The 21,197-nt window shown below is 63.0% G+C and carries 17 protein-coding genes and 2 pseudogenes; 4 read left to right on the top strand and 15 right to left on the bottom strand.

Annotation, left to right across the window (positions count from 1 at the left end; all coding sequences use genetic code 11):
• Positions 1 to 109 precede the first annotated feature (109 nt).
• Positions 110 to 1,327: a patatin-like phospholipase family protein gene (locus FFS13_RS14005; RefSeq protein WP_171006488.1), complete on the top strand. Its 1,218-nt coding sequence runs from the start codon at positions 110 to 112 to the stop codon at positions 1,325 to 1,327.
• Between the two features lie 106 nt (positions 1,328 to 1,433).
• Here FFS13_RS14005 and FFS13_RS14000 read toward each other — a convergent pair whose 3' ends face one another.
• The 3 genes from FFS13_RS14000 to FFS13_RS13990 form a co-directional block, all read right to left on the bottom strand.
• Positions 1,434 to 2,108, bottom strand: coding sequence for a DUF3313 domain-containing protein (locus FFS13_RS14000; protein WP_137819691.1), 675 nt, complete (start codon positions 2,106 to 2,108; stop codon positions 1,434 to 1,436).
• A gap of 48 nt (positions 2,109 to 2,156) precedes the next feature.
• Positions 2,157 to 3,434 carry an OmpP1/FadL family transporter gene (locus tag FFS13_RS13995; RefSeq protein WP_137819690.1) on the bottom strand — a complete coding sequence of 426 codons (1,278 nt, stop codon included), beginning with the start codon at positions 3,432 to 3,434 and terminating at the stop codon, positions 2,157 to 2,159.
• A gap of 234 nt (positions 3,435 to 3,668) precedes the next feature.
• The gene (locus tag FFS13_RS13990; protein WP_137819689.1) at positions 3,669 to 5,264 is read right to left on the bottom strand and encodes an arylsulfatase; all 1,596 of its coding nucleotides are present in this window, start codon (positions 5,262 to 5,264) and stop codon (positions 3,669 to 3,671) included.
• Between the two features lie 418 nt (positions 5,265 to 5,682).
• On the opposite strand from FFS13_RS13990, the gene FFS13_RS13985 reads away from it, so the two are divergent.
• The 3 genes and pseudogenes from FFS13_RS13985 (at position 5,683) to FFS13_RS13975 (ending at position 9,612) form a co-directional block, all read left to right on the top strand.
• Complete coding sequence (locus FFS13_RS13985; protein WP_137819688.1) at positions 5,683 to 8,037, top strand: tetratricopeptide repeat protein; 2,355 nt, start codon at positions 5,683 to 5,685, stop codon at positions 8,035 to 8,037.
• Positions 8,038 to 8,063: 26 nt separating this feature from the next.
• A pseudogene (locus tag FFS13_RS13980) lies at positions 8,064 to 8,261 on the top strand (transposase); the annotation flags it as partial.
• A 223-nt stretch (positions 8,262 to 8,484) separates the two neighbouring features.
• Positions 8,485 to 9,612, top strand: a complete 1,128-nt coding sequence (locus tag FFS13_RS13975; protein WP_256657900.1) for a hypothetical protein — start codon at positions 8,485 to 8,487, stop codon at positions 9,610 to 9,612.
• A gap of 286 nt (positions 9,613 to 9,898) precedes the next feature.
• Here FFS13_RS13975 and FFS13_RS13970 read toward each other — a convergent pair.
• The 12 genes and pseudogenes from FFS13_RS13970 to FFS13_RS13915 all read right to left on the bottom strand — a co-directional run.
• Positions 9,899 to 10,081, bottom strand: a pseudogene (locus FFS13_RS13970) (LysR family transcriptional regulator); the annotation flags it as partial.
• Positions 10,082 to 10,196: 115 nt separating this feature from the next.
• Positions 10,197 to 10,601 (bottom strand): 4-carboxymuconolactone decarboxylase, encoded by a 405-nt coding sequence (pcaC, locus tag FFS13_RS13965; RefSeq protein ID WP_137819687.1) that lies wholly within the window; start codon positions 10,599 to 10,601, stop codon positions 10,197 to 10,199.
• A 93-nt stretch (positions 10,602 to 10,694) separates the two neighbouring features.
• A complete protein-coding gene (gene pcaD / locus FFS13_RS13960) occupies positions 10,695 to 11,483 on the bottom strand; it encodes a 3-oxoadipate enol-lactonase (protein ID WP_137819686.1) in 789 nt (262 codons plus the stop codon).
• A gap of 9 nt (positions 11,484 to 11,492) precedes the next feature.
• A complete protein-coding gene (locus FFS13_RS13955) occupies positions 11,493 to 12,854 on the bottom strand; it encodes a 3-carboxy-cis,cis-muconate cycloisomerase (RefSeq protein ID WP_137819685.1) in 1,362 nt (453 codons plus the stop codon).
• 267 nt (positions 12,855 to 13,121) lie between these two features.
• Positions 13,122 to 14,327, bottom strand: coding sequence for a 3-oxoadipyl-CoA thiolase (gene pcaF / locus FFS13_RS13950; protein WP_137819684.1), 1,206 nt, complete (start codon positions 14,325 to 14,327; stop codon positions 13,122 to 13,124).
• Entirely contained in the window at positions 14,324 to 15,106 is a 783-nt protein-coding gene (locus FFS13_RS13945; RefSeq protein ID WP_137819683.1) for a CoA-transferase subunit beta, read from the bottom strand. Before FFS13_RS13945 ends, pcaF begins: the two co-directional genes overlap by 4 nt.
• Positions 15,106 to 15,963 (bottom strand): CoA transferase subunit A, encoded by an 858-nt coding sequence (locus FFS13_RS13940; protein WP_137819682.1) that lies wholly within the window; start codon positions 15,961 to 15,963, stop codon positions 15,106 to 15,108. The genes FFS13_RS13945 and FFS13_RS13940 overlap by 1 nt, the downstream gene beginning before the upstream one ends.
• Positions 15,964 to 16,407: 444 nt before the next feature.
• Positions 16,408 to 17,139 (bottom strand): ABC transporter ATP-binding protein, encoded by a 732-nt coding sequence (locus tag FFS13_RS13935; RefSeq protein ID WP_137819681.1) that lies wholly within the window; start codon positions 17,137 to 17,139, stop codon positions 16,408 to 16,410.
• Positions 17,139 to 17,897, bottom strand: coding sequence for an ABC transporter ATP-binding protein (locus tag FFS13_RS13930; protein ID WP_137819680.1), 759 nt, complete (start codon positions 17,895 to 17,897; stop codon positions 17,139 to 17,141). Before FFS13_RS13930 ends, FFS13_RS13935 begins: the two co-directional genes overlap by 1 nt.
• On the bottom strand, positions 17,894 to 18,925 hold the full coding sequence (locus FFS13_RS13925; protein WP_137819679.1) for a branched-chain amino acid ABC transporter permease: 1,032 nt from the start codon (positions 18,923 to 18,925) through the stop codon (positions 17,894 to 17,896). The genes FFS13_RS13930 and FFS13_RS13925 overlap by 4 nt, the downstream gene beginning before the upstream one ends.
• A 38-nt stretch (positions 18,926 to 18,963) precedes the next feature.
• Positions 18,964 to 19,824: a branched-chain amino acid ABC transporter permease gene (locus FFS13_RS13920; RefSeq protein ID WP_137819678.1), complete on the bottom strand. Its 861-nt coding sequence runs from the start codon at positions 19,822 to 19,824 to the stop codon at positions 18,964 to 18,966.
• Between the two features lie 79 nt (positions 19,825 to 19,903).
• A complete protein-coding gene (locus tag FFS13_RS13915; RefSeq protein ID WP_137819677.1) occupies positions 19,904 to 21,100 on the bottom strand; it encodes an ABC transporter substrate-binding protein in 1,197 nt (398 codons plus the stop codon).
• Between the last annotated feature and the right edge of the window lie 97 nt (positions 21,101 to 21,197).

Genomic DNA, 21,197 nt, shown 5'->3' with positions numbered 1-21,197 from the left:
TGACATTACCTTGTGCCTCTGGTGCCGGCCGTGATTCGGCAAGTCCTGAAGCCCGACGTTAGCCGGCCACCCACTCATCGAGTTCAACACGGCATAGAAAGAGAGATAAATGATGATGAAAACCACCAGCCTGATTGTGGCCGTGTTAGTGCTGATGCAGGGCTGTGCAATGGCGCCGCCGCGCCTGCCGGCGGTGCCGCCCGAGTTGACGGCGAGAGCGGAAATTCCGGGCATGGCCGGGGTGCGTTATGTCGCGGGTGGCGACATGACAGAGTTGATTCGAGTCGGGTCTGAAGCGCTGCGGCGGGAGCAGGCTTACCTCGCGAAGCAGGGACACCAGGGGGCGCTCCCGCCGGCGGTTTATCTGGCGATTTCGGGCGGCGGTGACAATGGCGCCTTCACCTCGGGCTTGATGAATGGCTGGACGGCCACAGGAACGCGGCCTGAATTCAAACTCGTTACCGGCATCAGCACCGGCGCGCTGATTGCGCCTTTCGTCTTTCTCGGGCCGAAGTACGACGCAACGCTGAAGAAGGTCTATACCACCATATCCCCGAAAGACGTCCTCGAGCCGCGCAGCTTCCTCGCGGGTGTTTTGGGTGATGCAATGGCGGACAACGCACCGTTGTTGAAGCTGACGCGCAAATCGGTGGACGAGGACATGCTCAAGGCGATCGCCGCCGAGTACGCGAAGGGCCGCTTTCTGTTGATCGCCACCGCCGACCTCGATGCGCGCCGCCCCATCATCTGGGACATGGGAAAAATCGCGAGCTACGGCGGTCCCAAGGCATTGGACCTGTTCGTGAGAATCATGATCGCATCCGCCGCGATTCCGGGAGGCTTTCCGCCGACGATGTTCGATGTGGAAGTCGACGGCAAGGCCTACCAGGAAATGCACGTGGACGGCGGCATCATGGCGCAGGTATTCGCTTATCCGGCTGGGATCCGCATCAAAGAGGTGGCGGCAGCCGCCGGAGTCAGCCGCGAACGCAGGCTCTACGTGATACGCAACGCGCGGCTCGATCCGGACTGGGCGCAGGTCGAGCGCAGCACTATGAGCATCGCGGGGCGCTCGGTCGCCTCGTTGATCCACAGCCAAGGCATCGGCGACCTCTACCGGATCTATGCCATCGCCCAACGCGACGGCGTGGACTTCAACCTCGGGTTCATACCGTCGAGCTTCAACGCGCCCCACAAGGAAGAGTTCGACAACCAATACATGCGCAAGCTCTACGCCACCGGTTATGACTTGGCGTTGCAGGGCTTCCCGTGGCTCAAGGTGCCGCCCGGATTCGCTCCGCCGGGCGCTGCGGCCGCTGGGAAATAGCGAGCGCCCTGGGCGTGGGTGATGGTCTGACCCGCTAACTACAGGTTGCCGGGGACATCCCTGTCCCCGGCACAACCCGGCAGGCTGAACGGACCACATCTCCCAGTTACTTGAGGAGCGCCTGCATATCGCCGGTCATGCCCTCGATCGCCGCCTTGAAGTCATCGGCGGTGATCTCCTGGCTTTCATTTTCCAGAGTTTTGCCGAACACCTTGCGCATGACTTTCGCCACCGGCAAACCGGAGGCCGCATCGACAAAGTCGGCCTCGATGTACAGCTCGGTAGTCTGATCGCGATGGCCGGAGGCTGCGGAAGCCGCCCCCACCACCGCGGCCACCGGTACCACCTCATACCATTTCATGCCTTCGTTGGAGGCACTGACGCCGGTGATCGCTGCGCGCAGAATCAGGGTGCGAGAGCCGGCTGGCGCCGCCTGAAGAGTTGGGACTACCTGGTACTTCTGCGCCAGTACGCTCTTCGCGCTAGTGCTGGTGAACGCCTGCAACTCCTGCAAAGTCTGCAGGTTGACCCGCTCGTTCGGCTTAGGTGCGGGATACAGCTCCAACTGGTTGAACACCACAGTGGAATAAGCGCCAGGCGTGAAGCCCGGGGCCACCCAGCGCATGGCCTTCTGACCGCTCGGTGTCGTGACTTCCTGCAGCCCATCGTAACTGGGCAGAAAACCCGAATACTGCTCCTTCTCCGTCACTTTCGAGACACAACCACCGAGCAGCAGGCTGCCCAATGCAACGCCAACCAGCCATTTACGCGACATGCTCATGAGACTTTGTACTCCTTGGGTTGGAACTTTCTACGCGATTGCCGGGCGTTAGAAACGCCAGGTCATATTGCCCGTCAGGGCTTGAATCCAGGCATTGTCGAACTGCCCAGAGGTGCGATCGCCGGATAAGGATTTGCTCTGATCGATCGGCATGTCACCCAGCCAGACCATGACCCAGCTGAGGTTCAGGTCGGTGTCTCGATCCAGCGCATAGGTGGCCCCGGTCGCCAGACGCCAAGAAGCGCCCATCGGAACAGTAAAGGTCCGGTTAGCGTCAGATACCGCCGTGCTGTCATAGGCAACCCCGAGATTCCAGAGCAGCTGCGGCGTGGCCTGGTATTGCGCGCCTAGGGCCAACTGATAGGTATCCTTGTACTGCGCATCGACGGTGGTCGACTGCGCATCGGTGCTAGAGGTGTCCACATCGACAGAGATCTCACCGAACTGCGACCAGTCTTGCCAGTTGAGCGTGGCCAGCAGCGCCCATTGCCGGTCGAGTTGCTGATACAGACTGAGGGTGGCGGTTTGTGGCACCTGCATGTCGAGCTTGGTGTTCAGGCCGTTCAGTCGATCCAGCAACGGGCCGTCTCCTTTGACGTCCAGGCGATCCTCGAAGTCCAGATCGACCTTGCTGGTGTAGGTCAGGCCAATCCGCGTACCGGGCTGCGGCGCATAGATCACCCCCAGGTTGGCGCCATAACCCCAGGTGTTGTCCTCATATTTGAATTGGCCGTCGGCACGATCGGTCAAACCGAATGGCGCTCGGTTGATCGCCGTCTGCTCTTGCAGCATGGCGTACATGACCTTCAGCCCGACACCCAGCGACCACTCATCGTTGACGCGATAGGCCAGACTCGGCACCAGCGACAAACCCAGCAGACTGTCGTCTTGCACGAAGTAACGCCCGGACCAGCCATTGTCGTAGTTAGCCGCCAGGCCGAAGTCGCCATAAGAGCCAAAACCGACGCTCCACTGCTCATCCAGTTGATGGCTGATGAAGAAGCTGGCGCCCGGCGTCGGCTCCAGCACCTTGCCGCTGCCGCTGCCCGTGCCGGTGGTTGCAGAGTCCCGGTCGAAGCTCAGGTTGCCGTAGAGCACCTGGGCACCGGCGCTGATCTGAGTGCCGTCCAGATAGCTCAAGCCCGCCGGGTTACTGGCGATGGTCGACGGCCCCTGCGCCCGCGCTGCGGCGCCGGCATTGGCCAGGCCGACGTTGTCGGTAGCGTACTCGTAGAGCATGATCCCGCCTGCCTGACTCTGCTGGCTACAGCAGAGCGTCAGCAGGGTCAGAGCGGAGATCGGCAGCGCATGTAGTTTCGACTGCATAGGGTGCTCCTTGGCTGGGGCGGATCATCACTACCGGTCAGACAACAGAGAAGTGGGCAACTTCGCGGCACCACCGGAGTTTTGCCCACGAACCCATATTTTCCATGTGTCTACTCCACTGTCGCATTTGCCAGCCCCAATCCACTGCGGATCGGCCTCCCACTTCGGGGGAAGCGCGATAATTGCCCTTGTGCGGGCGGTCCATCTGGGCCGCCCCTTTACCTGTTACATCAGTTACTTGCCGGCGTGGCCTGCAATGGCTTTCTGGATCTGCTCCTTGACCGCATCGAGGTTGAAGCTCGCGCCTTTTTGCATCGGCGGGTACTCGATCGCGGTCATGGCGACCTTGGCGACTTCCTTCTGCACGAACTGGAAGCGCCAGAACTCGAACTTGAACCAGTCGAAGGCTTGAAGCGATCCATTCAAGCCGGTGCGTTCGAACGGATCGAGACGCAGGTTCACCAGGATCGGGACGTCGACCTTGACCGTGCCGCCGAACCAGCCGCTAGGCTGATCGGTGAAGCGGTACTTATAGTCATCGACGCGCACTGCCGAGAGCGTCCCCTCGGTGAAGTAGAGAATCTCATGACGAGCCGACGGGCCCTTGCCGGTGATCATCGCGGTCTGGTCGTAACCATCCAGATGGACCTTGTAGTTCTGCGCGCCCAACTGCTTGCCCTTGAGCAACTCGGCGGCGATGTTCGGGTTGCCGGCTGCTGCGACGAAGGTCGGGAACCAGTCCATACCCGACATGATGCCGTTCTCGACCTTGCCGGCCGGCACCTTGCCAGGCCAGCGCAGGATCGCCGGCACGCGGAAGCCGCCCTCCAGCGCGGTGCCCTTGCCACCGGCGAACGGGGTCTGACCGCCATCCGGCCAGGTGAAGTTCTCGGTGCCGTTATCGGTGGTGAATACAACTATGGTGTTGTCGTCAACACCCATGTCCTTGAGCTTCTTCATCAGCTCGCCAACGATGTCGTCGAGCTGCGCCATCCCTGCTTCATGGATGGACCAGCCGTTCTCCGAGTTGCGCAGCCCTTCATACTTGTCCGAGAGGTGGGTGACGATGTGCATGCGTGTCGGGTTGAGCCAGAGGAAGAACGGTTTGTCGTCCTTCTTCGCCTGGTCGATGAAGCTGAAGGCCTTATCGCGAATCTCGTCATCCACGGTTTTCATCCGCTCCGGATAGAGCGTGCCGGCGTCTTCGATCTTCTGCTTGCCGACCTTGCCCCAGCGCGGCATCACCGTTGGGTCATCCTTGTCGGTCGCCCAGCTGTGCACCATGTTGCGCGGGCCGACCTTGTCTAACAGATCCTGCGGATAGTTGGGGTGGGCCGGGTCTTCCATCGCGTCGAGGTGATAGAGGTAGCCGAAGAACTCGTCGAAGCCATGCACGGTGGGCAGGAATTCGTTCAGGTCACCCAGGTGGTTCTTGCCGAACTGGCCGGTGGCGTAGCCCATCGATTTCAACGTGGTGGCGATGGTCACAGCCTGCGCGGGAATACCGACCGGCGAGCCGGCCTGGCCGACCGTAGTCATGCCGGTGCGGATCGGCAACTCGCCGGTGATGAAGTTGGCGCGGCCGGCGGTACAGCTGGCCTCGGCGTAGTAGTCGGTGAAACGCATGCCCTCGGCGGCGAGGGAGTCGAGGTTCGGCGTCTTGCCGGCCATCATGCCCTGGTGGTAGGCACCGATATTGAACCAGCCAATATCGTCCCCCATGATCACGACAATGTTCGGCTTATCGGCAGCCTGCACCAGCCCCGGCGCAACAACCGCGGACAGCATGGCTGTCGCGGCAAACACAGTGGCCAGAATTCTCTGTTTCATGTTTCCGCTCCTCCACACTTTCGTGAATATCTCGAGGAGCGCTCACTACCTGTCCACCCGAAGAAATACAGACTCCCCCACGAAGACTAGGCCTGTATACAGAACTTTCCAGTAAGGATTGCCTTGCCGGCATGCAGGGTGACGGCGTGGTTATGCCCGGTTTGCCGATGGCGCAGAGTGATACCCGCAATCAGCGACATGCCGTCCACATCGACTTGCGCCAGCAGCGCTGCATAGCGATAGATGCTCTGCCCTCGGGTTCGCTCAGGCTGGAAAGGCGAAGGCGCTCGACCGACACGGCTCTACTAGCCAAGGCGCGGATGAGGCCGCCCTTATATGCGCTATTTGACAGCTCGGCGCACCTCGCTGAAGCTGCACCTAACCGTGAAATTCGCTCGTCAGAACATCGGATGTCTGCATGTCGAAGCATAAGAAAAACGCTCTAAGCGTACCTCTGACAACATCCACTAAACGCTCTTTCAGTCACCTCTACCCGATTCTTGCCGGCCTGTTGCTGCTGACGCTGGCAATTTGGTTGTTCCTCCAGCGCTGCACGCCGCAGGCTGTGATCCCCTCCGCCAGCGTGGCCACAGAGCAGACGGTAACGCCCATCGCGACGCCGGCAAGTTTTGTCGATGAGGCCCAGTGCCAAGCCTGCCACCGCGAGCAAGTCAAGGATTGGCAGGGCTCACACCACCAGATGGCCATGCTCCCGGCCAGCAGCCCTAACGTGCTCGGCAACTTCAACGCCGTGACCTTCAAAGGCGAAGCAGAAACGACTCGCTTCACTCAGCACGATGGCGCGTACTGGATCAACACCCCGGGCCCAGATGGCCAAGCGGCCGACTTCAAAGTCGCCTACACCTTCGGCATCGAGCCCCTGCAGCAATACCTGATCGAGATGCCAGGCGGGCGTTTACAGGCTTCGGGCGTTGCCTGGGATACGCAAAAGGGGCAGTGGTTCGAGCTCTATCCAGGGCAGAAGATCGACTTCAAAGACGACTTGCACTGGAGCAAACCGACCCAGAACGCCAACTTCATGTGCGTTGAATGCCATACCACCGACTTCAAACGTAACTTCGAGGCCAAGAACAACAGCTTCGCCAGCCACTGGCAGAGTCTTGGCGTGGGCTGCCAGAGCTGCCACGGCCCGGCGTCCAAACACCTGCAATGGAGTGCTGCGGCCAAGCCGGCAAAAAACCAGGAAGCCGCTAAAGGCTTCGACCTGTCACTGCTTAAGACCGATGCCACCACCCAAGTGGAAACCTGCGCCCGCTGCCATGCGCGCCGCGCGCCGCTGGGCGATGGTTTCCAGCACAAAAACCGGCTGATGGACGACTACCTGCCCAGCGCTCTCACCCCTGAACTCTATGAGGTCGACGGCAAGATCAAGGAAGAAGTGTTCGAGTACGGCTCCTTCACCCAGAGCAAGATGTTCGCCAAGGGGGTGGCTTGCAACGACTGTCACAATCCCCACAGCAACCAGCTGAAAACGCCAGGCAACGGCGTTTGCCTGCAATGCCACAACCCTTCTGGCAAGCCTTCGCGCGAGGGGATCGATGGCCCTGGTTTGCACGCCAAGAACTATGACTCGCCCGAGCACCACCAACACAAGGCCGGCCAGGCCGGCTCGCAATGCATCGATTGCCACATGCCGGGCAAGCTGTACATGGTCAATGACTATCGCCACGACCACAGTTTCAGCATTCCTAACCCGGCTCACGCGTTGCAGCTCGGCAGCACCGATGCCTGTCTCGGTTGCCATCGTGAAACCTCCAGCAGCACGGTCGCACAACAGTTCAAGCTCTGGTACGGCGAGACAGCGGTTAAGGATGGCGGCTATGCCGACGCCTTGCACCAAGCCCGTAATGGCTTGCCCGGTGCGGCGCGCGTGCTTAAGCAGCAGTTGGAGCGCAGTGATCTACCGGCTATTCGGCGTGCCACTTTGCTAGCCGAGTTACCTAACTATCCCAGCCAGCGCGCCCTTGCGCTGGCGGCGATCGCGCTGAACAACGCGGCACCGCAGGTTCGTGAGGCCGCGATTGATGTGGTTGGCGCCCTTAGCCCTGCACAGCAGCAAATAGGGCTGCTCACGCCGCGGCTTAGCGACCCGGTCCGCGCAGTCCGCATCGCCGCCGCCTGGCAACTCGCGCAACTTCCGGAGCCGGCCCGTGCGCCGATTGCCAAGCTCTGGCAGCCGGCTATCCGCGAATATGAAGAGGTGCAAAACAGCCTGAAAGAACGTGCAGAGGCCAACCTCAATCTGGCCATGCTGTATCAAAACAGCGGTCGTGCTGCGTTGGTCGAGCCTGCGCTGCGTGAGGCTCTGCAGCGTAACCCGGACTTCTTGCCCGCGGTCATTACCCTGGTCCAATTGCTGGACGCTCAGGGCCGTGCGAACGAGGCGCGTCAACTGCTGGAAGAAAACCTTGCCCGGCATCCAGACGCCGCCTTGCTGCAACACGCCCAAGGCCTCGCCCTGGTTCGCCGAGGCGAGCGTGACAAGGCACTGAACGCGCTGCACAAAGCCGCCCAACTGGCCCCCGAGAATGCACAGTTCAGCTATGTGTTAGCCATTGCACTGCACGACAGCGGCCAACAGGAGGCCGCCCGCAAAGAGTTGGAGGCGCTGCTCAAACGCCAGCCGACCAACCGCAACGCGCGCCTGGCGCTGATCAGCTACTGGCATGAGGCCGGACAGATGCAGAAGGTTCAGGTGTTGCAGGCTGAACTGGAGCAGCAAAACCCGGATGACCCCGTTTATGCGCCGTGAGGCGGTGGAAGCCGCCTGGCCCTACGGGACATCCACAGCAGGATGCTTACGTCGAGCGCTACAACCGCACGGTACGCTATGACTGGCTGGGGCATTACTTGTTCGAGTCGATCGCAGAGGTGCAAGAGTACGCAGCACGCTGGCTGTGGACATACAATCACGAACGGCCAAACATGACCCTGGGAGGCATCACCCCCAAACAGAAGTTGGCCCTCGTGGCCTGACCTCTACGTCTGGCGAGCATTAAAATGGGGGGATTACCCCGAAACCCTACCTTCTCGCCGGATTTTCTTGATCCCGTTTTCGCCACCTATACTCAAAACACCGTGGTCGGACGTGCTGGACGTTCCGTTGGAGAGGGGGCTGGCAAAACTGCAAAAGCACCACATGCAGCTTGTTAGGAGGAAGAGAGCAGGCCATTGAGGTCTGCGGAGCAATTAAACCCGTATGAGCCGTGTGAAGTGCTCGGTTGCAACCTATCCGATGGCGGGTGGGTTACCGCTGTCGAATCTGTTTCAGGGGACGGCGATGTTGAATCTGCGCTCCCTGATCGTCGCCTTGATGGTGGCGCTGGCGGGGTGCGCCACTCCAGATCGCGCCCCCGACCTGACTCCGCCGATTGTGATCGCGGAGAGTACCTGGCGGCAGGTCGATAGGGACATAGTCGCCGCGTCGCTCGCCGCAACAGGACAGGCCAAAAACTACGCACGCGGCTCCATGGAGAGCTGGATGGACCTCGTCTACCAGCGCACCGATGCAGACTTTATTCCGTGGTTTACCAGCTACTGGACCCAGCAATGGCTGACCATGAAGGTGGCCTGGTACAAGCTGAGCACAGGGGGAGAGACAGACCCGACCGCAAATCGACTGGCTAGCTATCTGCAGGAGCAATACCAGGATCGCGTGCTGGATCCAGTCGCCAAGGAGATCGATCCCGACCTGGTCATGCAGCAGACGACGAAACTCTATGTCCAGCGCCTCGGCGAGCAACTCCAGGGCATCCCGCCGCGCTACGCTGTACCTCTAGATCAATTCGACCGGCGACTCAAAGACATTCCAGCGATCGCGCTGGCGCCTCCAGCAGCCCACAGCGCTTCGCTCTACCAGATTGTCCACACCGATCCGCTCGACAGGCTGCCGGCCTATGTGGCCCTGGTCGATCGGATCCGCATTGCCTCTGGGGGCGCGGGAGCCGGGTTATCGGACACAGGTATCTCGTCAGTGGCGAAACGGACCAGCGAAAAACTGGCGGCCGAGCTCGTCACCAGCGGTGCCGCAAGCGCTGCCTCAGCGGTGCTCCCCCGGGTGGCCGGCACGATGATTTCCCTGGGAGTGGCGGGTTTCACCGCCATCGCGCGCGAGAACGCACGGCCGGAAATGGAAGCGCAGCTTCGACAAAACCTGAACGCCGACTTTGACGAAGAGTGGCTTGATCTGATGCACAACCCCGCCACCGGGGTGCTGGCAGGGGTCTATTCCATATCTGGACAAATCGAAGGAAGTCTCGCCAAAACCGCTGCGCTGCCGCTCGAATTCGAACCGGTACCGCGAGTAGTTCCCCTGCCAGGCGAGTAACCGCTTCAGGACGGAAAAAGTGACTATGAAGCCCCTACCGACGATGGGAGCGCGGATGAATGACCCGACACGGCCCCTGGCAGGCATGTTTATCTGCACCAGGAACGGGATGTGCCACTCGCCCGACGTCTGCGAAGCAATCGGGGCCGCTACCTCGCCACATCTCCACCACTCGCAGCACCGCTGTGCTCATAGCTGATCCACAAGGACACGAACAGCAAGAGAAGATGAACTTGCTGGTGAGCAGACCAACCCGAACTCACGATGAATCGACGGAATCAGCGGCATCGCGCGCGAACACCTGGACGCCCGGCAGCGCTTCCAACTGCGCGATGGCCTGGCTGGCCCCAGATTGGGTGATGCCAACCCGTTCGGCGGCCCGGCTGATGTTCCCGGCATCGGCCAGCACCACCAGCACCGGGGATCTGTCTTTCTTGCTGATCAGCCTGATGCGTATCGGACCGCTCATTTCTCGACAGAATGCCTACGAATTACCAAATTTCATGAGGTTGTATTTCTCCTGTTTCCTCGACTCTCTCGAGTCCGTGAACTTGAGCTTTGACGTCGCCCCGGAACTCCAGAAGCTAGCCTCTGTCTGCGCTGATCGACTCTACGCCCAGCTCATCCCAGACCTCCTCGGCCAGGTGGAAGGTGGCGTTGGCCGCCGGGATGCCGCAATAGATCGCGCTCTGCATCAGCACTTCCTTGATCTCGTCGCGGGTCACGCCGTTGTTCTTGGCCGCCTTGAGGTGCAGCTTCAGCTCGCCTTCGCGGTTCATGCCGATCAGCATGGCGATGGTGATCAGGCTGCGGGTGTGCCGCGGCAGGCCTGCACGGGTCCAGATATCGCCCCAGGCATGGCGGGTGATCATTTCCTGGAACTCGCTATTGAACGGCGTCAGGTGCTCCAGGCTGCGCTCCACATGAGCATCGCCGAGCACCGCGCGGCGCACCTGCATGCCGGCTTCGTAGCGTTGTTTCTCGTCCATTTCGAGCTCCGGGTAATTAAGAGGTGGTGCGCACGGCGCACCCTACGGGCGAAGCGCGACGCTTCGTAGGGTGCGCCGTGCGCACCGAGGCAATCACTGCTGCAAGAACGCCAGCACCGCCCTGGTAAAGGCCGCGCCGGCTTCGACGTTGGACAGGTGCGCCGCGTGGAACTCGACCAGTTCGGCGCCACGAATGCGTTCGAGCATGAAACGGCCATCCACCGGCGTGGTCACCGCATCCTGGGTGCCGCAGACGATCAGGGTCGGCACCTGGATGGCGGCGAGTTGTTCACGGAAATCCGCATCACGCACCGCCGCGCAGTTCGCCGCATAGCCCTGCGGCGAGGTGGCCGCCAGCATGTCGGTGACCGCCTTGACCTTGGCCGGTTCGGCCACGGCGAATTCCGCAGTGAACCAGCGCGCAATGGAGGCATCGCGCAGCGCCAGCATGGCCGCCTGGCCGTCGCGCAGCACGGTTTCGATCCGCGGGTTCCACACCTCGGGGCCGGCGATCTTCGCTGCCGTGTTGCACAGCACCACACGCTGCAGGCGCTCGGGGGCATTGATCGCCAGCCACTGGCCGATCAACCCGCCCATGGACAGGCCACAGTAGCTGGCACGCGGGATATCCAGCGCATCCAGTAGGGCCAGCACATCACGGCCCAACTGTTCGATGCTGTAAGGCCCCTCGGTCACCAGCGATTTTCCATGGCCACGGGTGTCGTAGCGCAGCACGCGGAAATGCCGGGTAAAAGTCGGGATCTGTTCATCCCACATATAGAGGTCGGTGCCCAGGGAGTTGGACAACAGCAGCACCGGCGCATCGTCCGGGCCTTCGAGCAGGTAGTTCAGTTCGCCATCGGCGAGTTGTACGACGGGCACGGGAATCTCCTAACGCGAGAAAGCTTGATGATCGGCCAGAGCGCGTTCGACCCAGCGACGGGCCTGGCCAAGGTATTGGGCCGGATCGAGCAGACGATCCAGCTCGGCGGCTGAAAGTTCGGCGCTGACTTGCGGCTCCTCACCGAGCACCAGGCGCAAATGGACGCCCTCCTGCACCGCCCGGCGGCAGCATTGTTCGAGCAGATGGTGAGCGGCATCGCGGCCGATACGCTGGGCCAGCACGATGCTCACCGCCTCGGCCAGCACCAGCCCCTGGGTCAGGTCGAGGTTGGCGCGCATGCGCTCGGCATCCACCTCCAGCCCTGGCACCACCAGCAGCGCCTGCTGCAAGGCACCGGATACCAGGCAGCACAGCGCGGGTAGGGTTTCCCATTCGGCATGCCAGAGGCCGAGGCTGCGCTCGTGTTCCTGCGGCATGGCGCTGAACATGGTCGACACCAGCCCCGGCGCACGGGTGGCGGCGCCGATCAGTACGGCGGCGCTCACCGGGTTGCGCTTGTGCGGCATGGTCGAGGAACCACCCTTGCCCGGCGCGCCGGGTTCGAACACTTCGCCGGCCTCGGTCTGCATCAGCAGGCTGAGATCGCGACCCAACTTGCCCAGGCTGCCGGCGATCATGCCCAGCAGGCTGGCGAACTCCACCAGGCGGTCGCGCTGGGTATGCCAGGGCTGCTCGGGCAGGGTCAGTTGCAGTTCTTGCGCCAGGGCTTCGGCCACCGGAAAAGCCTGGTCGCCGAGCGCAGCAAGGCTGCCGGACGCACCGCCGAACTGCAGACACAGCAGGCGCGGCTTGAGTTCCATGAGGCGCTGGCGGTGACGGGTGACGGCGCCCAGCACGCCTGCGATCTTCATGCCGAGGGTCACAGGCGTGGCGTGTTGCAGCCAGGTGCGCCCGGCCAGGGGCGTGTCGGCGTGGCGCTGAGCCTGTGCGGCCAGGGCATCGGCGAGGCTGGCAAGATCGCTTTCCAACAGCACGATGGCCGCCCGCAGCTGGAGCACCAGGCCACTGTCCATGGCGTCCTGACTGGTAGCGCCGAGATGCACGAAGCGCTCGGCCTCGGCACTGCGAGCGGCGACCTGCCGGCCCAGCGCCTTGACCAGCGGAATGGCGGAGTTACCGGCACTGGTGATCGCCCCGGCCAGCGCCGCGAAGTCATACAGTTCGGCCTTGCAGGCGGCTTCGATGGCCGGCACGGCGTTCTGCGGAATCAGCCCCACACGCGCTTCGGCGCGAGCCAGAGCAGCTTCGAAATCGAGCATGCCCTGCACCCGGCCATGGTCGGAAAAGATCGCGCGCATGGCAGGCTGGGTGAAATAAGCATCGAAGAGTTGGTTGCTTGGCCTGTTCAAGCCAGTGCTCCAGAAATCAAGAAGGTGGGTTCTGTTATAGATGCAACATGGCACGTGCGGCCAGCCCTGCTTTTTGCAGGAACAGGTTTGCAGGAGCAAGCGCGCCTGCCGATCGGGTTTCCGAGACCCTGATGATCGCAGACGAGCCTGCCATGCAAAAAACCTTAGTCTCGTAGGGCGGGTTAGCCGATGGCGTAACCCGCCAACTGCGCCAACGGTGGGTTACGTCGCTTCGCGGCTAACCCACCCTACGAATATAAACGCCGGTCAGACTCGCTCGATGGCCAGCGCCAAGCCCTGACCGACGCCCACGCACATGGTCGCCAGACCTTTGCGGCCGCCAGTCTTCTCCAACTGATGCAGAGCGGTCTGGATCAGCCGCGCGCCACTGGCGCCCAGCGGGTGGCCGAGGGCGATGGCGCCGCCGTTGGGGTTGACCTTGTCGCTGTCGTCGGCCAGGCCGAGTTCCCGCATCACGGCCAGGCCCTGGGCGGCGAAGGCTTCGTTCAGTTCGATGGTGTCGAAGTCGCTGATCGTCAGGTTCAAGCGTTCCAGCAGCTTGCGCACCGCCGGCACCGGGCCTATGCCCATCACCCGTGGCGCCACGCCGGCGCTGGCCATGCCCAGCACCTTGGCGCGCGGGGTCAGGCCGTGTTTCTTCAGCGCTTCGGCCGAGGCCAGGATCAGCGCGACTGCGCCGTCATTGACGCCCGAGGCGTTGCCGGCGGTGACGGTCTTGTCCGCACCATTGACCGGCTTGAGCTTGGTCAGGGTTTCTAGCGTGGTGTCCGGGCGCAGGTGTTCGTCCTGCTCGATGACGGTGTCGCCCTTCTTGCCCTTGATCACTACCGGCACTATCTCTTCGGCGAAGAAGCCTTGCGCCTGGGCACGACCGGCGCGTTGTTGGCTGCGCAGGGCGAAGGCGTCCTGGTCCTCGCGGCTGACGTTGTAGTCGTCGGCAACGTTGTCGGCGGTCTGCGGCATGGCATCGACGCCGTACTCGGCCTTCATCAACGGGTTGATGAAGCGCCAGCCGATGGTGGTGTCCTCGATCTTCTGGTTGCGGCCGAAGGCGCTGTCGGCCTTGCCCAGCACATAGGGCGCGCGGGACATGGACTCGACGCCACCGGCGATGGCCAGCTCCATCTCGCCACTGGCGATGGCGCGGAAGGCGGTACCGACCGCATCCATGCCCGAGGCGCACAGGCGGTTGAGGGTCACGCCCGGAATGCTCTCCGGCAGGCCGGCCAGCAGCAGCGCCATGCGCGCCACGTTGCGGTTGTCCTCGCCGGCCTGGTTGGCGCAGCCCATGAAGACTTCCTCGATGGCCGCCGGATCGAGCTGCGGGTTGCGCTCGATCAGCGCCTTGATCGGCACGGCGGCCAGATCGTCGGCGCGTACCGGCGCCAGGCCACCGCCGAAGCGGCCGATGGGCGTGCGGATGGCGTCGCAGATAAAGACCTCGCGGCTCATTCTTCACCACCCAGTTGTCCGTGGGCGGCAGCAGTACGGGCTTCCAGCGCACGCAGCGCAGCCAGTTCGAGCTCGCTGGGTGCTTCGCTGACCGCCACTACATCGGCGAAGCGGATCTGCCAGCCGGTGGCTTCGATCACCTGCTCGCGGCTCACGCCCGGGTGCAGCGCAGTGACGATGAACTCGTTGCTACCCTCCTCCGGCTCCATGATGCACAGGTCGGTGATAATCCCCACCGGCCCGGCGCCCGGCAGGCCGAGGCGTTTGCGCGAATCGCCGCCCTCGCCATGGCCGACCGAGGTGATGAACGCCAGCTTGTCGACGAAGGTACGGTGCGACTGCTTGAGGATGATCAGCACCTGCTTGGCCGAACCGGCGATCTCCGGGGCGCCACCGGCGCCCGGCAGGCGCACTTTCGGCCGGTGGTAATCGCCGATCACGGTGGTGTTGATATTGCCGTACTTGTCGACCTGGGCGGCGCCGAGGAAACCCATGTCGATACGCCCGCCTTGCAGCCAGTAGCGGAAGATTTCGCCGGTGGGCACCACGGTGTCGGCGGTTTCGGCCAGTTCGCCGTCACCGATGGACAGCGGCAGCACGCTCGGTTTGGCACCAATCGGGCCGGATTCGTAGATCAGCACCACGTCCGGCGACGAGGTCAGGCGCGCCAGGTTGGCGGCCTTGGATGGCAGGCCGATGCCGACGAAGCAGACCGCGCCGTTCTGCAGGCGGCGGGCGGCGGCCACGGTCATCATTTCATTGGTGGTGTAGGCGCTCATCACTTGGCCTCCTGCTGTGCGGCCAGCTTGGCCTTGAACTCGTTGAAGTCGGCAGTGCCACGGATATATTCGTCGATCCAGGCGCTGAAGCTTTCGCGGTCGCGGGCGATCGGGTCCCAGGCCTGGTAGAAGCGGTTATCGCGTTCGTAGTAGCCGTGGGCGTAGGACGGGTGAGCACCGCCCGGTACGTGGCAAACCGCCGTCAGCGCCCAGGTCGGCAGCACGCAGGCGTTCATCGGCGCATTCAGGTCGTCGACGATTTCTTCGACTGTGACGATGCAGCGCTTGGCCGCCAAGGCCGCTTCCTTCTGCACGCCGAGGATGCCCCAGAGCAGCACGTTGCCCTTGCGGTCGGCCTTCTGCGCGTGGATCACGGTGACGTCCGGGCGTACCGCCGGCACGGCGGCCAGCACTTCGCCGGTGAACGGGCAGGTCACGGACTTGATCAGCGGGTTGACCTTCGGCAGGTCGGAACCGGCATAGGCGCGCAGCACCGCGAACGGCAGGCCGGAGGCACCGGCGATGTAGGAGTTGGCCAGGTCGGCGTGGCTGTGCTCCTCGATCTCCAGCGCATGCGGCCAGTCCTTCTCGACGGCGTCGCGCAGGCGGTGCAGCGAGCCGACACCGGGGTTGCCGCCCCAGGAGAAGATCAGCTTCTTGGCGCAACCGGCGCCGATCAGCAGGTCATAGACCAGATCGGGGGTCATGCGCACCAGAGTCAGGTCTTGCTTGCCCTGACGGATGATCTCGTGGGATGCCGCGGTCGGGATCAAGTGGGTGAAACCTTCGAGGGCGACGGTGTCGCCGTCGTTGACGAAGCGCTGTACGGCTTCGCCAAGGGAAATGAGTTCGGCCATCGGTGCTGCTCTCGCTCGGTTGACGATGCCACCGGGTGAAGGTGGCGGGTGAGTCAACAGTAGGCCGGGCGGCGCCGGCAAACAATCCGATTATCGACTTATCGTTCGATAATCGAACACAGCCTTATTCAATCTGCTCGAGCAGACAGCCCAGTTCCTCGACCAGTTCGAGGATCGATTGGCTGCTCGCCTGGATGCTGTCGGCGCTCGACAGCACCTTCTCGCCCGACTGCTGCGCCGGGCGATATCGGCCAGCAGGTTGCCGAGCAGCAGGTGTGCGGCCAGATTTCGCTGCCGCGCGCGGGGTGCACCGCCGGTTGATCCAGGTTCATCAATGCGCTCTTCGATGATCCGGCGCAGTGCAAGGCCGGGACTGCGGCGCCCTCCTCCGTGCAGACGGAGGGCGCCAGCCGGCATCTCTGTTATTGGCGTTGTCGCGACCGTTCACAGACCGATATGTGTCTGCAGGATTTCCGGCTGGCCCTTCAACGCCTGGCTGGGACCGTCATACACCACGCGGCCCTTGACCATGATCATGCTGCGGTCGGTGAGGTCGAGCAGCACATTGACGTTCTTGTCCACCACCAGGGTGGCGATACCGGAGGCCTTGACCAGGCGGATCACCTGCCAGATTTCCCGCCGAATCAACGGCGCCAGGCCTTCGGTGGCCTCGTCGAGAATCATCAGGTCGGGGTTGGTCATCAGCGCCCGACCGATGGCCACCATCTGCTGCTCACCGCCCGACAGGTTGCCGGTGAGGTGGCTGTAGCGTTCGGCCAGACGCGGGAAGGTTTCCAGCACCCGCTCCAGGGTCCAGTCGCGGCGGCCGTCGACACCGGGACGAGCAGCCATCACCAGGCTTTCGCGCACGCTCAGGTTGGGGAACATGCCGCGGCCTTCCGGCACATAGCCGATGCCACGGCGGATCACCTTATGCGTCGGGCTGCCGGTGAGGTTTTCCCCCTTGATCCACACCTCGCCACGGCGCGGCGGAGTGAGGCCGAGCAACGAGCGAATGGTGGTGCTCTTGCCCATGCCATTGCGCCCCATCAGCGCCAGGGTTTCCCCCGGCGCGATGTGCAGATCGACGCCATGCAGGATGTGGCTGTTGCCGTAATAGGTGTGCAGGCCACGCACCTCGACCAGCGGGGTTTGCTCTGTGGTTGCAGTGTTCATCAGAATTGCTCCTCGCCGTCGCCCAGATAGGCCTCCTGTACCGCCGGATCGTTACGCACCCGATCCAGCGGGCCGCTTGCCAGCATTTGTCCGTTGACCATCACGGTCAGGGTCTTGGCGATGCTGAACACCGCGTCCATGTCGTGCTCGACCAGCACCATGGAGTACTCCCGCGACAGCTCGGCGAGCAGCTCGACCACCCGGCTCGACTCCTCCTTGCCCATGCCGGCCATCGGCTCGTCCAGCAGCAGAAAGCTCGGCTCGGTGGCCAGCACCATGCCGATCTCCAACTGGCGCTGCTCGCCATAGCTCATGGAACCGGCGATGCGCTCGCGCCTGTGGCTCAGGCCGCACAGCTCCAGGGCCTTCTCGGCGCGCTCGCACACCGCGCGGTAGCTCTCGCTGCGGCGGAAGAAGCGGAACGAGTTCTTCATTCGCGACTGCGCCGCCAGCATGCAGTTCTCCAGGCAGCTGAAACTGGGGAAGATGTTGGTCCGCTGGAAGCTGCGCCCCACGCCCAGGTGCGAGACCCGGTTGGGCGCCAGCCCGGTGATGTCCTGGCCATTGAAGATGACCTGCCCGCTGCTGGGGCGCAGGTGACCGGACAACAGGTTGACCATGGTGCTCTTGCCCGCGCCATTGGGGCCGATGATGGCGTGAATCTCACGCGCGGCCACCTGCAGGCTGATGTCGTTGACCGCTGTCAGGCCCCCGAAGGTCTTGGTCAGGCCACGGGTTTCCAGAATGATCGCGCTCATTGTTCGGCCTCCTTGTTGACCGCGCCGGCCGCTGGCGTCTGCGTTGCCTTGCCACGTTTGCGCTGCGTCAGCTGCAACAGCAGGCCGGCGATACCGCGCGGCAGCAACAGCACCATGCAGATCACCACGATGCCCATCGGCAGCTCCCAATGCGGGGTCAGGCTGGCGAACCAGTGATGCAAGCCCTCGAAGGCGAAGGCGCCGAGAATCGGCCCGAACAGGGTGCCCATGCCGCCGAGGATCACCATCACCAGCACATGGGCCGACATCTGCCAGCCCAGCTGGCTGGGGCTGACGAAACCATACTGGGTGGCCGACAACATGCCGGCATAACCGGCGATGGTGCCGGCGATGACGAACGCCACCAGTTTGTAGAACAGCGGGTTGTAGCCCATGGCGCGCACCCGCTGCTCGTTCTCCTTGAGGCCCAGCAATACCCGGCCAAAAGGCGCGCGCATAAAGGTACGCAACAGGATGAACAGCAGCCCCAACGAGGCCAGCACCACATAGAACAGCGTGGTGCGGTTTTCCAGATCGAGCAGTTGCAGGCCACCGATGGCGACCTCGGGCTTCATAAACAGGTAGGCCCCGTCCGAGCCGCCGGCGAAGGCGGCATCGTGGAGCAGATAGAACAGCATCTGCGAAAAGGCGATGGTCACCATGATGAAGAAGATGCCGGAGGTACGAATGATCAGAGCGCCCATCAGCAGCGCAGCCAGGGCGGTCAGGCCAAGGCAGACCGGCAGGGCGATCCAGATACTCACAGCTTCGTACTCAGGGGCGAACAGCACCAGGAAGTAACCGGCCAGGCCGAAGAACGCCGCCTGGGCCAGGCTGACCATGCCGCTGACACCGACCAGCAGGTCGAGGCTCAGGGCGACTATGGCCAGGATCATGATGCTGGTCAGTTGCTGCAGGAAGAAGTCATGTTTTTCACCGGCCAGGCTTGCCCCGAAAAACGGGTAGGCAGCCATCAGCAGCAGTAACACAACAAGCAGAAGCTGGATCGGGCGAGGTAATGCGTGCATAAGAAAGTCCCCGAAAATTATCAGTTTTCAACAGTCTGCTAGGCGAACAGGCCACGTGGCTTGAATAAGAGCACCACGGCCATCAGCACATACACGGCCATGCCGGCGTATTGCGGCACCAGAACGGCGCCCCAGGTGGCAGTCAGGCCCACCAGCAAGGCACCGAGAAAAGCTCCGCGGATCGAGCCCAGACCGCCGATGACCACCACCACGAAGGCGATGATCAGGATCTGGTTGCCCATGCCGGGATAGACCGAAGACACCGGCGCCGCGATCATCCCGGCGAACGCCGTGAGCGCCGCGCCGGCGGCGAACACCAGGGTGTAGATGACGCGGATATTGATGCCCAAGCCCTGCACCATTTCGCGGTTGCTGGAGCCGCCGCGGATGATCATGCCCAGCCGGGTGCGTTGCAGGATCAGGTACATGGCCAGCGCGATCAGGGCGCAGACCGCGGAAATGAACAGGCGATACACCGGGTAGTCGAGGGTTTCGGTCAGCTGGATCGAGCCGCTGAGCAGTGCCGGGATGGCCACGCTGTGCACGTCGTTGCCCCAGATGATGCTGCGCAGCGAATCGATCACCATGATCAGGCCGAACGTCATCAGCACCTGGTCCAGGTGGTCGCGCTGGTACAGCGCCTGGATCAGGAAGCGCTCGATGAGCACGCCGATGGCGGCCGCCAAGGGCAGCGCCAGGAGGATGGCGAGAAACAGATCGCCGACCAGGCCGGTCAACCAGTACACCAGGTAGGCGCCGACCATATAGAGCGCGCCATGGGCCAGGTTGATGATGTGCATGATGCCGAAGATCAGGGTCAGGCCGCTGGCGATAAGAAACAGCAACAGCCCGTACTGCAGACCGTTCATGGTCTGGATGAGAAGAGTGGAAAGTTCCATCGTGCATACCAAGGCAAAGAATGGCACGGGCCCGCACCCCGGCCGCTAGACGGCAACCGGGGTGCGGGGGCGGCGGTGCTTACTGCATCTTGCAGCCTGGCGCGGGGTCGGCCAGGGCGGTGGCGGCCGTGCTGACCACCACATTGACGCCGTCGCGGACTTCGCGCAGGTAGATGTTCTGCACCGGGTTATGGGCCTTGGAGAAGGTCCACTCGCCACGCGGACTGGGGATCCGCGCCTGGGCCATGGCGGCGATCCAGGCCGCACGGTCCCGGGTATTGCCGGCTACCGTCTTAAGCGACTGGGCCAGCAGCAGACCGGTGTCGTAGCCCTGCACCGCGTAGACGTCGGCCTCCTTGCCGAACTTCTGCCGGTAGTCCTCGCGAAAGCGCAGGTTCTCCGGCGTACCCAGGAAGTCGGCGTAATGCAGGGTGGTCAGCAGGCCGGTGGCGGCCTGCCCTTGGGCGGCCAGGGTGCCCTCGGTGAGGAAGCCCGAGCCGAGCAGCGGGATCTTGCCCTGCAGGCCGGCAGCGGCGTAATCCTGCACGAACTTGGCCGCGCCGCCGCCGGCGAAGAAGACGAACACCGCGTCCGGCTTAAGCGCGGCGATCTCGGTCAGCTGCGACTGGAACTCCACGTCCGGGAACGGCACGTAGATTTCCTTGCTGACCTTGCCACCGGCCTTCTCGAAACCCTCCTTGAAGCCCTCCACCGACTCGGTGCCGAAGCCGTAGCGCCAGGCCAGGGTGACGATGTTCTTGTAACCCTTGTCTGCCGCCACCTGGCCCATCGGGTAGGCGGTCTGCCAAGAGGTGAAGGAGGTCCGGAAGATGTTCGGCGCGCACAGGGCCCCGGTGGCCGCGTTGAAGCCGGCGTTGGGGATGATCAGCGGCACGCCGGTCTCGCGGGCGACCTTGACCGCGCCCATGCCGACCCCAGAATGCACCGGACCGACCACCACATCGACGTTGGCGCCGGCGATCAGCTTCTGCATGTTCGGCACGGCCTTGGCCGGATTGGCCTCGCTGTCGACCACCACATACTCGACCGGGCGTCCGCCGAGGCTGTTGTCGTGCTGCTCGATGGCCAGTTTCAAGCCATTGGTGGTGGCTTCGCCGAGGGCGGCGAAGGTGCCGGTATAGGGCAGCAACAGGCCGATCTTCAGCGGCTCGGCCGCCTGTACCGCGGTGGCCAGGGACGCACCGAGCGCCAGCGCCAGGGCGCCGGCGGTAAAGCTGAAACGGGTTGTGCAAGGCATCTTGTTATTCTTGTTCATTGTTGTCTCCAGCTCCGCTCTGCGGCGAAGCATTCAGGGAAAACCATCTTTAATGGCCGTTTTTTCTGCGGCCTACCGGCGTCACGGCCAGTAGGTC

This window comes from Pseudomonas sp. 2FG, from assembly GCF_005502935.1.
GTDB lineage: Bacteria > Pseudomonadota > Gammaproteobacteria > Pseudomonadales > Pseudomonadaceae > Aquipseudomonas.
Note: the sequence above shows the minus strand (reverse complement) of the source record. Positions and strands in the feature narration are given on the sequence as shown.

Coding starts and splice junctions, on each gene's coding strand:
- FFS13_RS14005 (WP_171006488.1), top strand. CDS start 110: ATGATGATGAAAACCACCAGCCTGATTGTGGCCGTGTTAGTGCTGATG.
- FFS13_RS14000 (WP_137819691.1), bottom strand. CDS start 2,108: ATGAGCATGTCGCGTAAATGGCTGGTTGGCGTTGCATTGGGCAGCCTG.
- FFS13_RS13995 (WP_137819690.1), bottom strand. CDS start 3,434: ATGCAGTCGAAACTACATGCGCTGCCGATCTCCGCTCTGACCCTGCTG.
- FFS13_RS13990 (WP_137819689.1), bottom strand. CDS start 5,264: ATGAAACAGAGAATTCTGGCCACTGTGTTTGCCGCGACAGCCATGCTG.
- FFS13_RS13985 (WP_137819688.1), top strand. CDS start 5,683: ATGTCGAAGCATAAGAAAAACGCTCTAAGCGTACCTCTGACAACATCC.
- FFS13_RS13975 (WP_256657900.1), top strand. CDS start 8,485: ATGAGCCGTGTGAAGTGCTCGGTTGCAACCTATCCGATGGCGGGTGGG.
- pcaC (WP_137819687.1), bottom strand. CDS start 10,601: ATGGACGAGAAACAACGCTACGAAGCCGGCATGCAGGTGCGCCGCGCG.
- pcaF (WP_137819684.1), bottom strand. CDS start 14,327: ATGAGCCGCGAGGTCTTTATCTGCGACGCCATCCGCACGCCCATCGGC.
- FFS13_RS13945 (WP_137819683.1), bottom strand. CDS start 15,106: ATGAGCGCCTACACCACCAATGAAATGATGACCGTGGCCGCCGCCCGC.
- FFS13_RS13940 (WP_137819682.1), bottom strand. CDS start 15,963: ATGGCCGAACTCATTTCCCTTGGCGAAGCCGTACAGCGCTTCGTCAAC.
- FFS13_RS13935 (WP_137819681.1), bottom strand. CDS start 17,139: ATGAACACTGCAACCACAGAGCAAACCCCGCTGGTCGAGGTGCGTGGC.
- FFS13_RS13930 (WP_137819680.1), bottom strand. CDS start 17,897: ATGAGCGCGATCATTCTGGAAACCCGTGGCCTGACCAAGACCTTCGGG.
- FFS13_RS13925 (WP_137819679.1), bottom strand. CDS start 18,925: ATGCACGCATTACCTCGCCCGATCCAGCTTCTGCTTGTTGTGTTACTG.
- FFS13_RS13920 (WP_137819678.1), bottom strand. CDS start 19,824: ATGGAACTTTCCACTCTTCTCATCCAGACCATGAACGGTCTGCAGTAC.
- FFS13_RS13915 (WP_137819677.1), bottom strand. CDS start 21,100: ATGAACAAGAATAACAAGATGCCTTGCACAACCCGTTTCAGCTTTACC.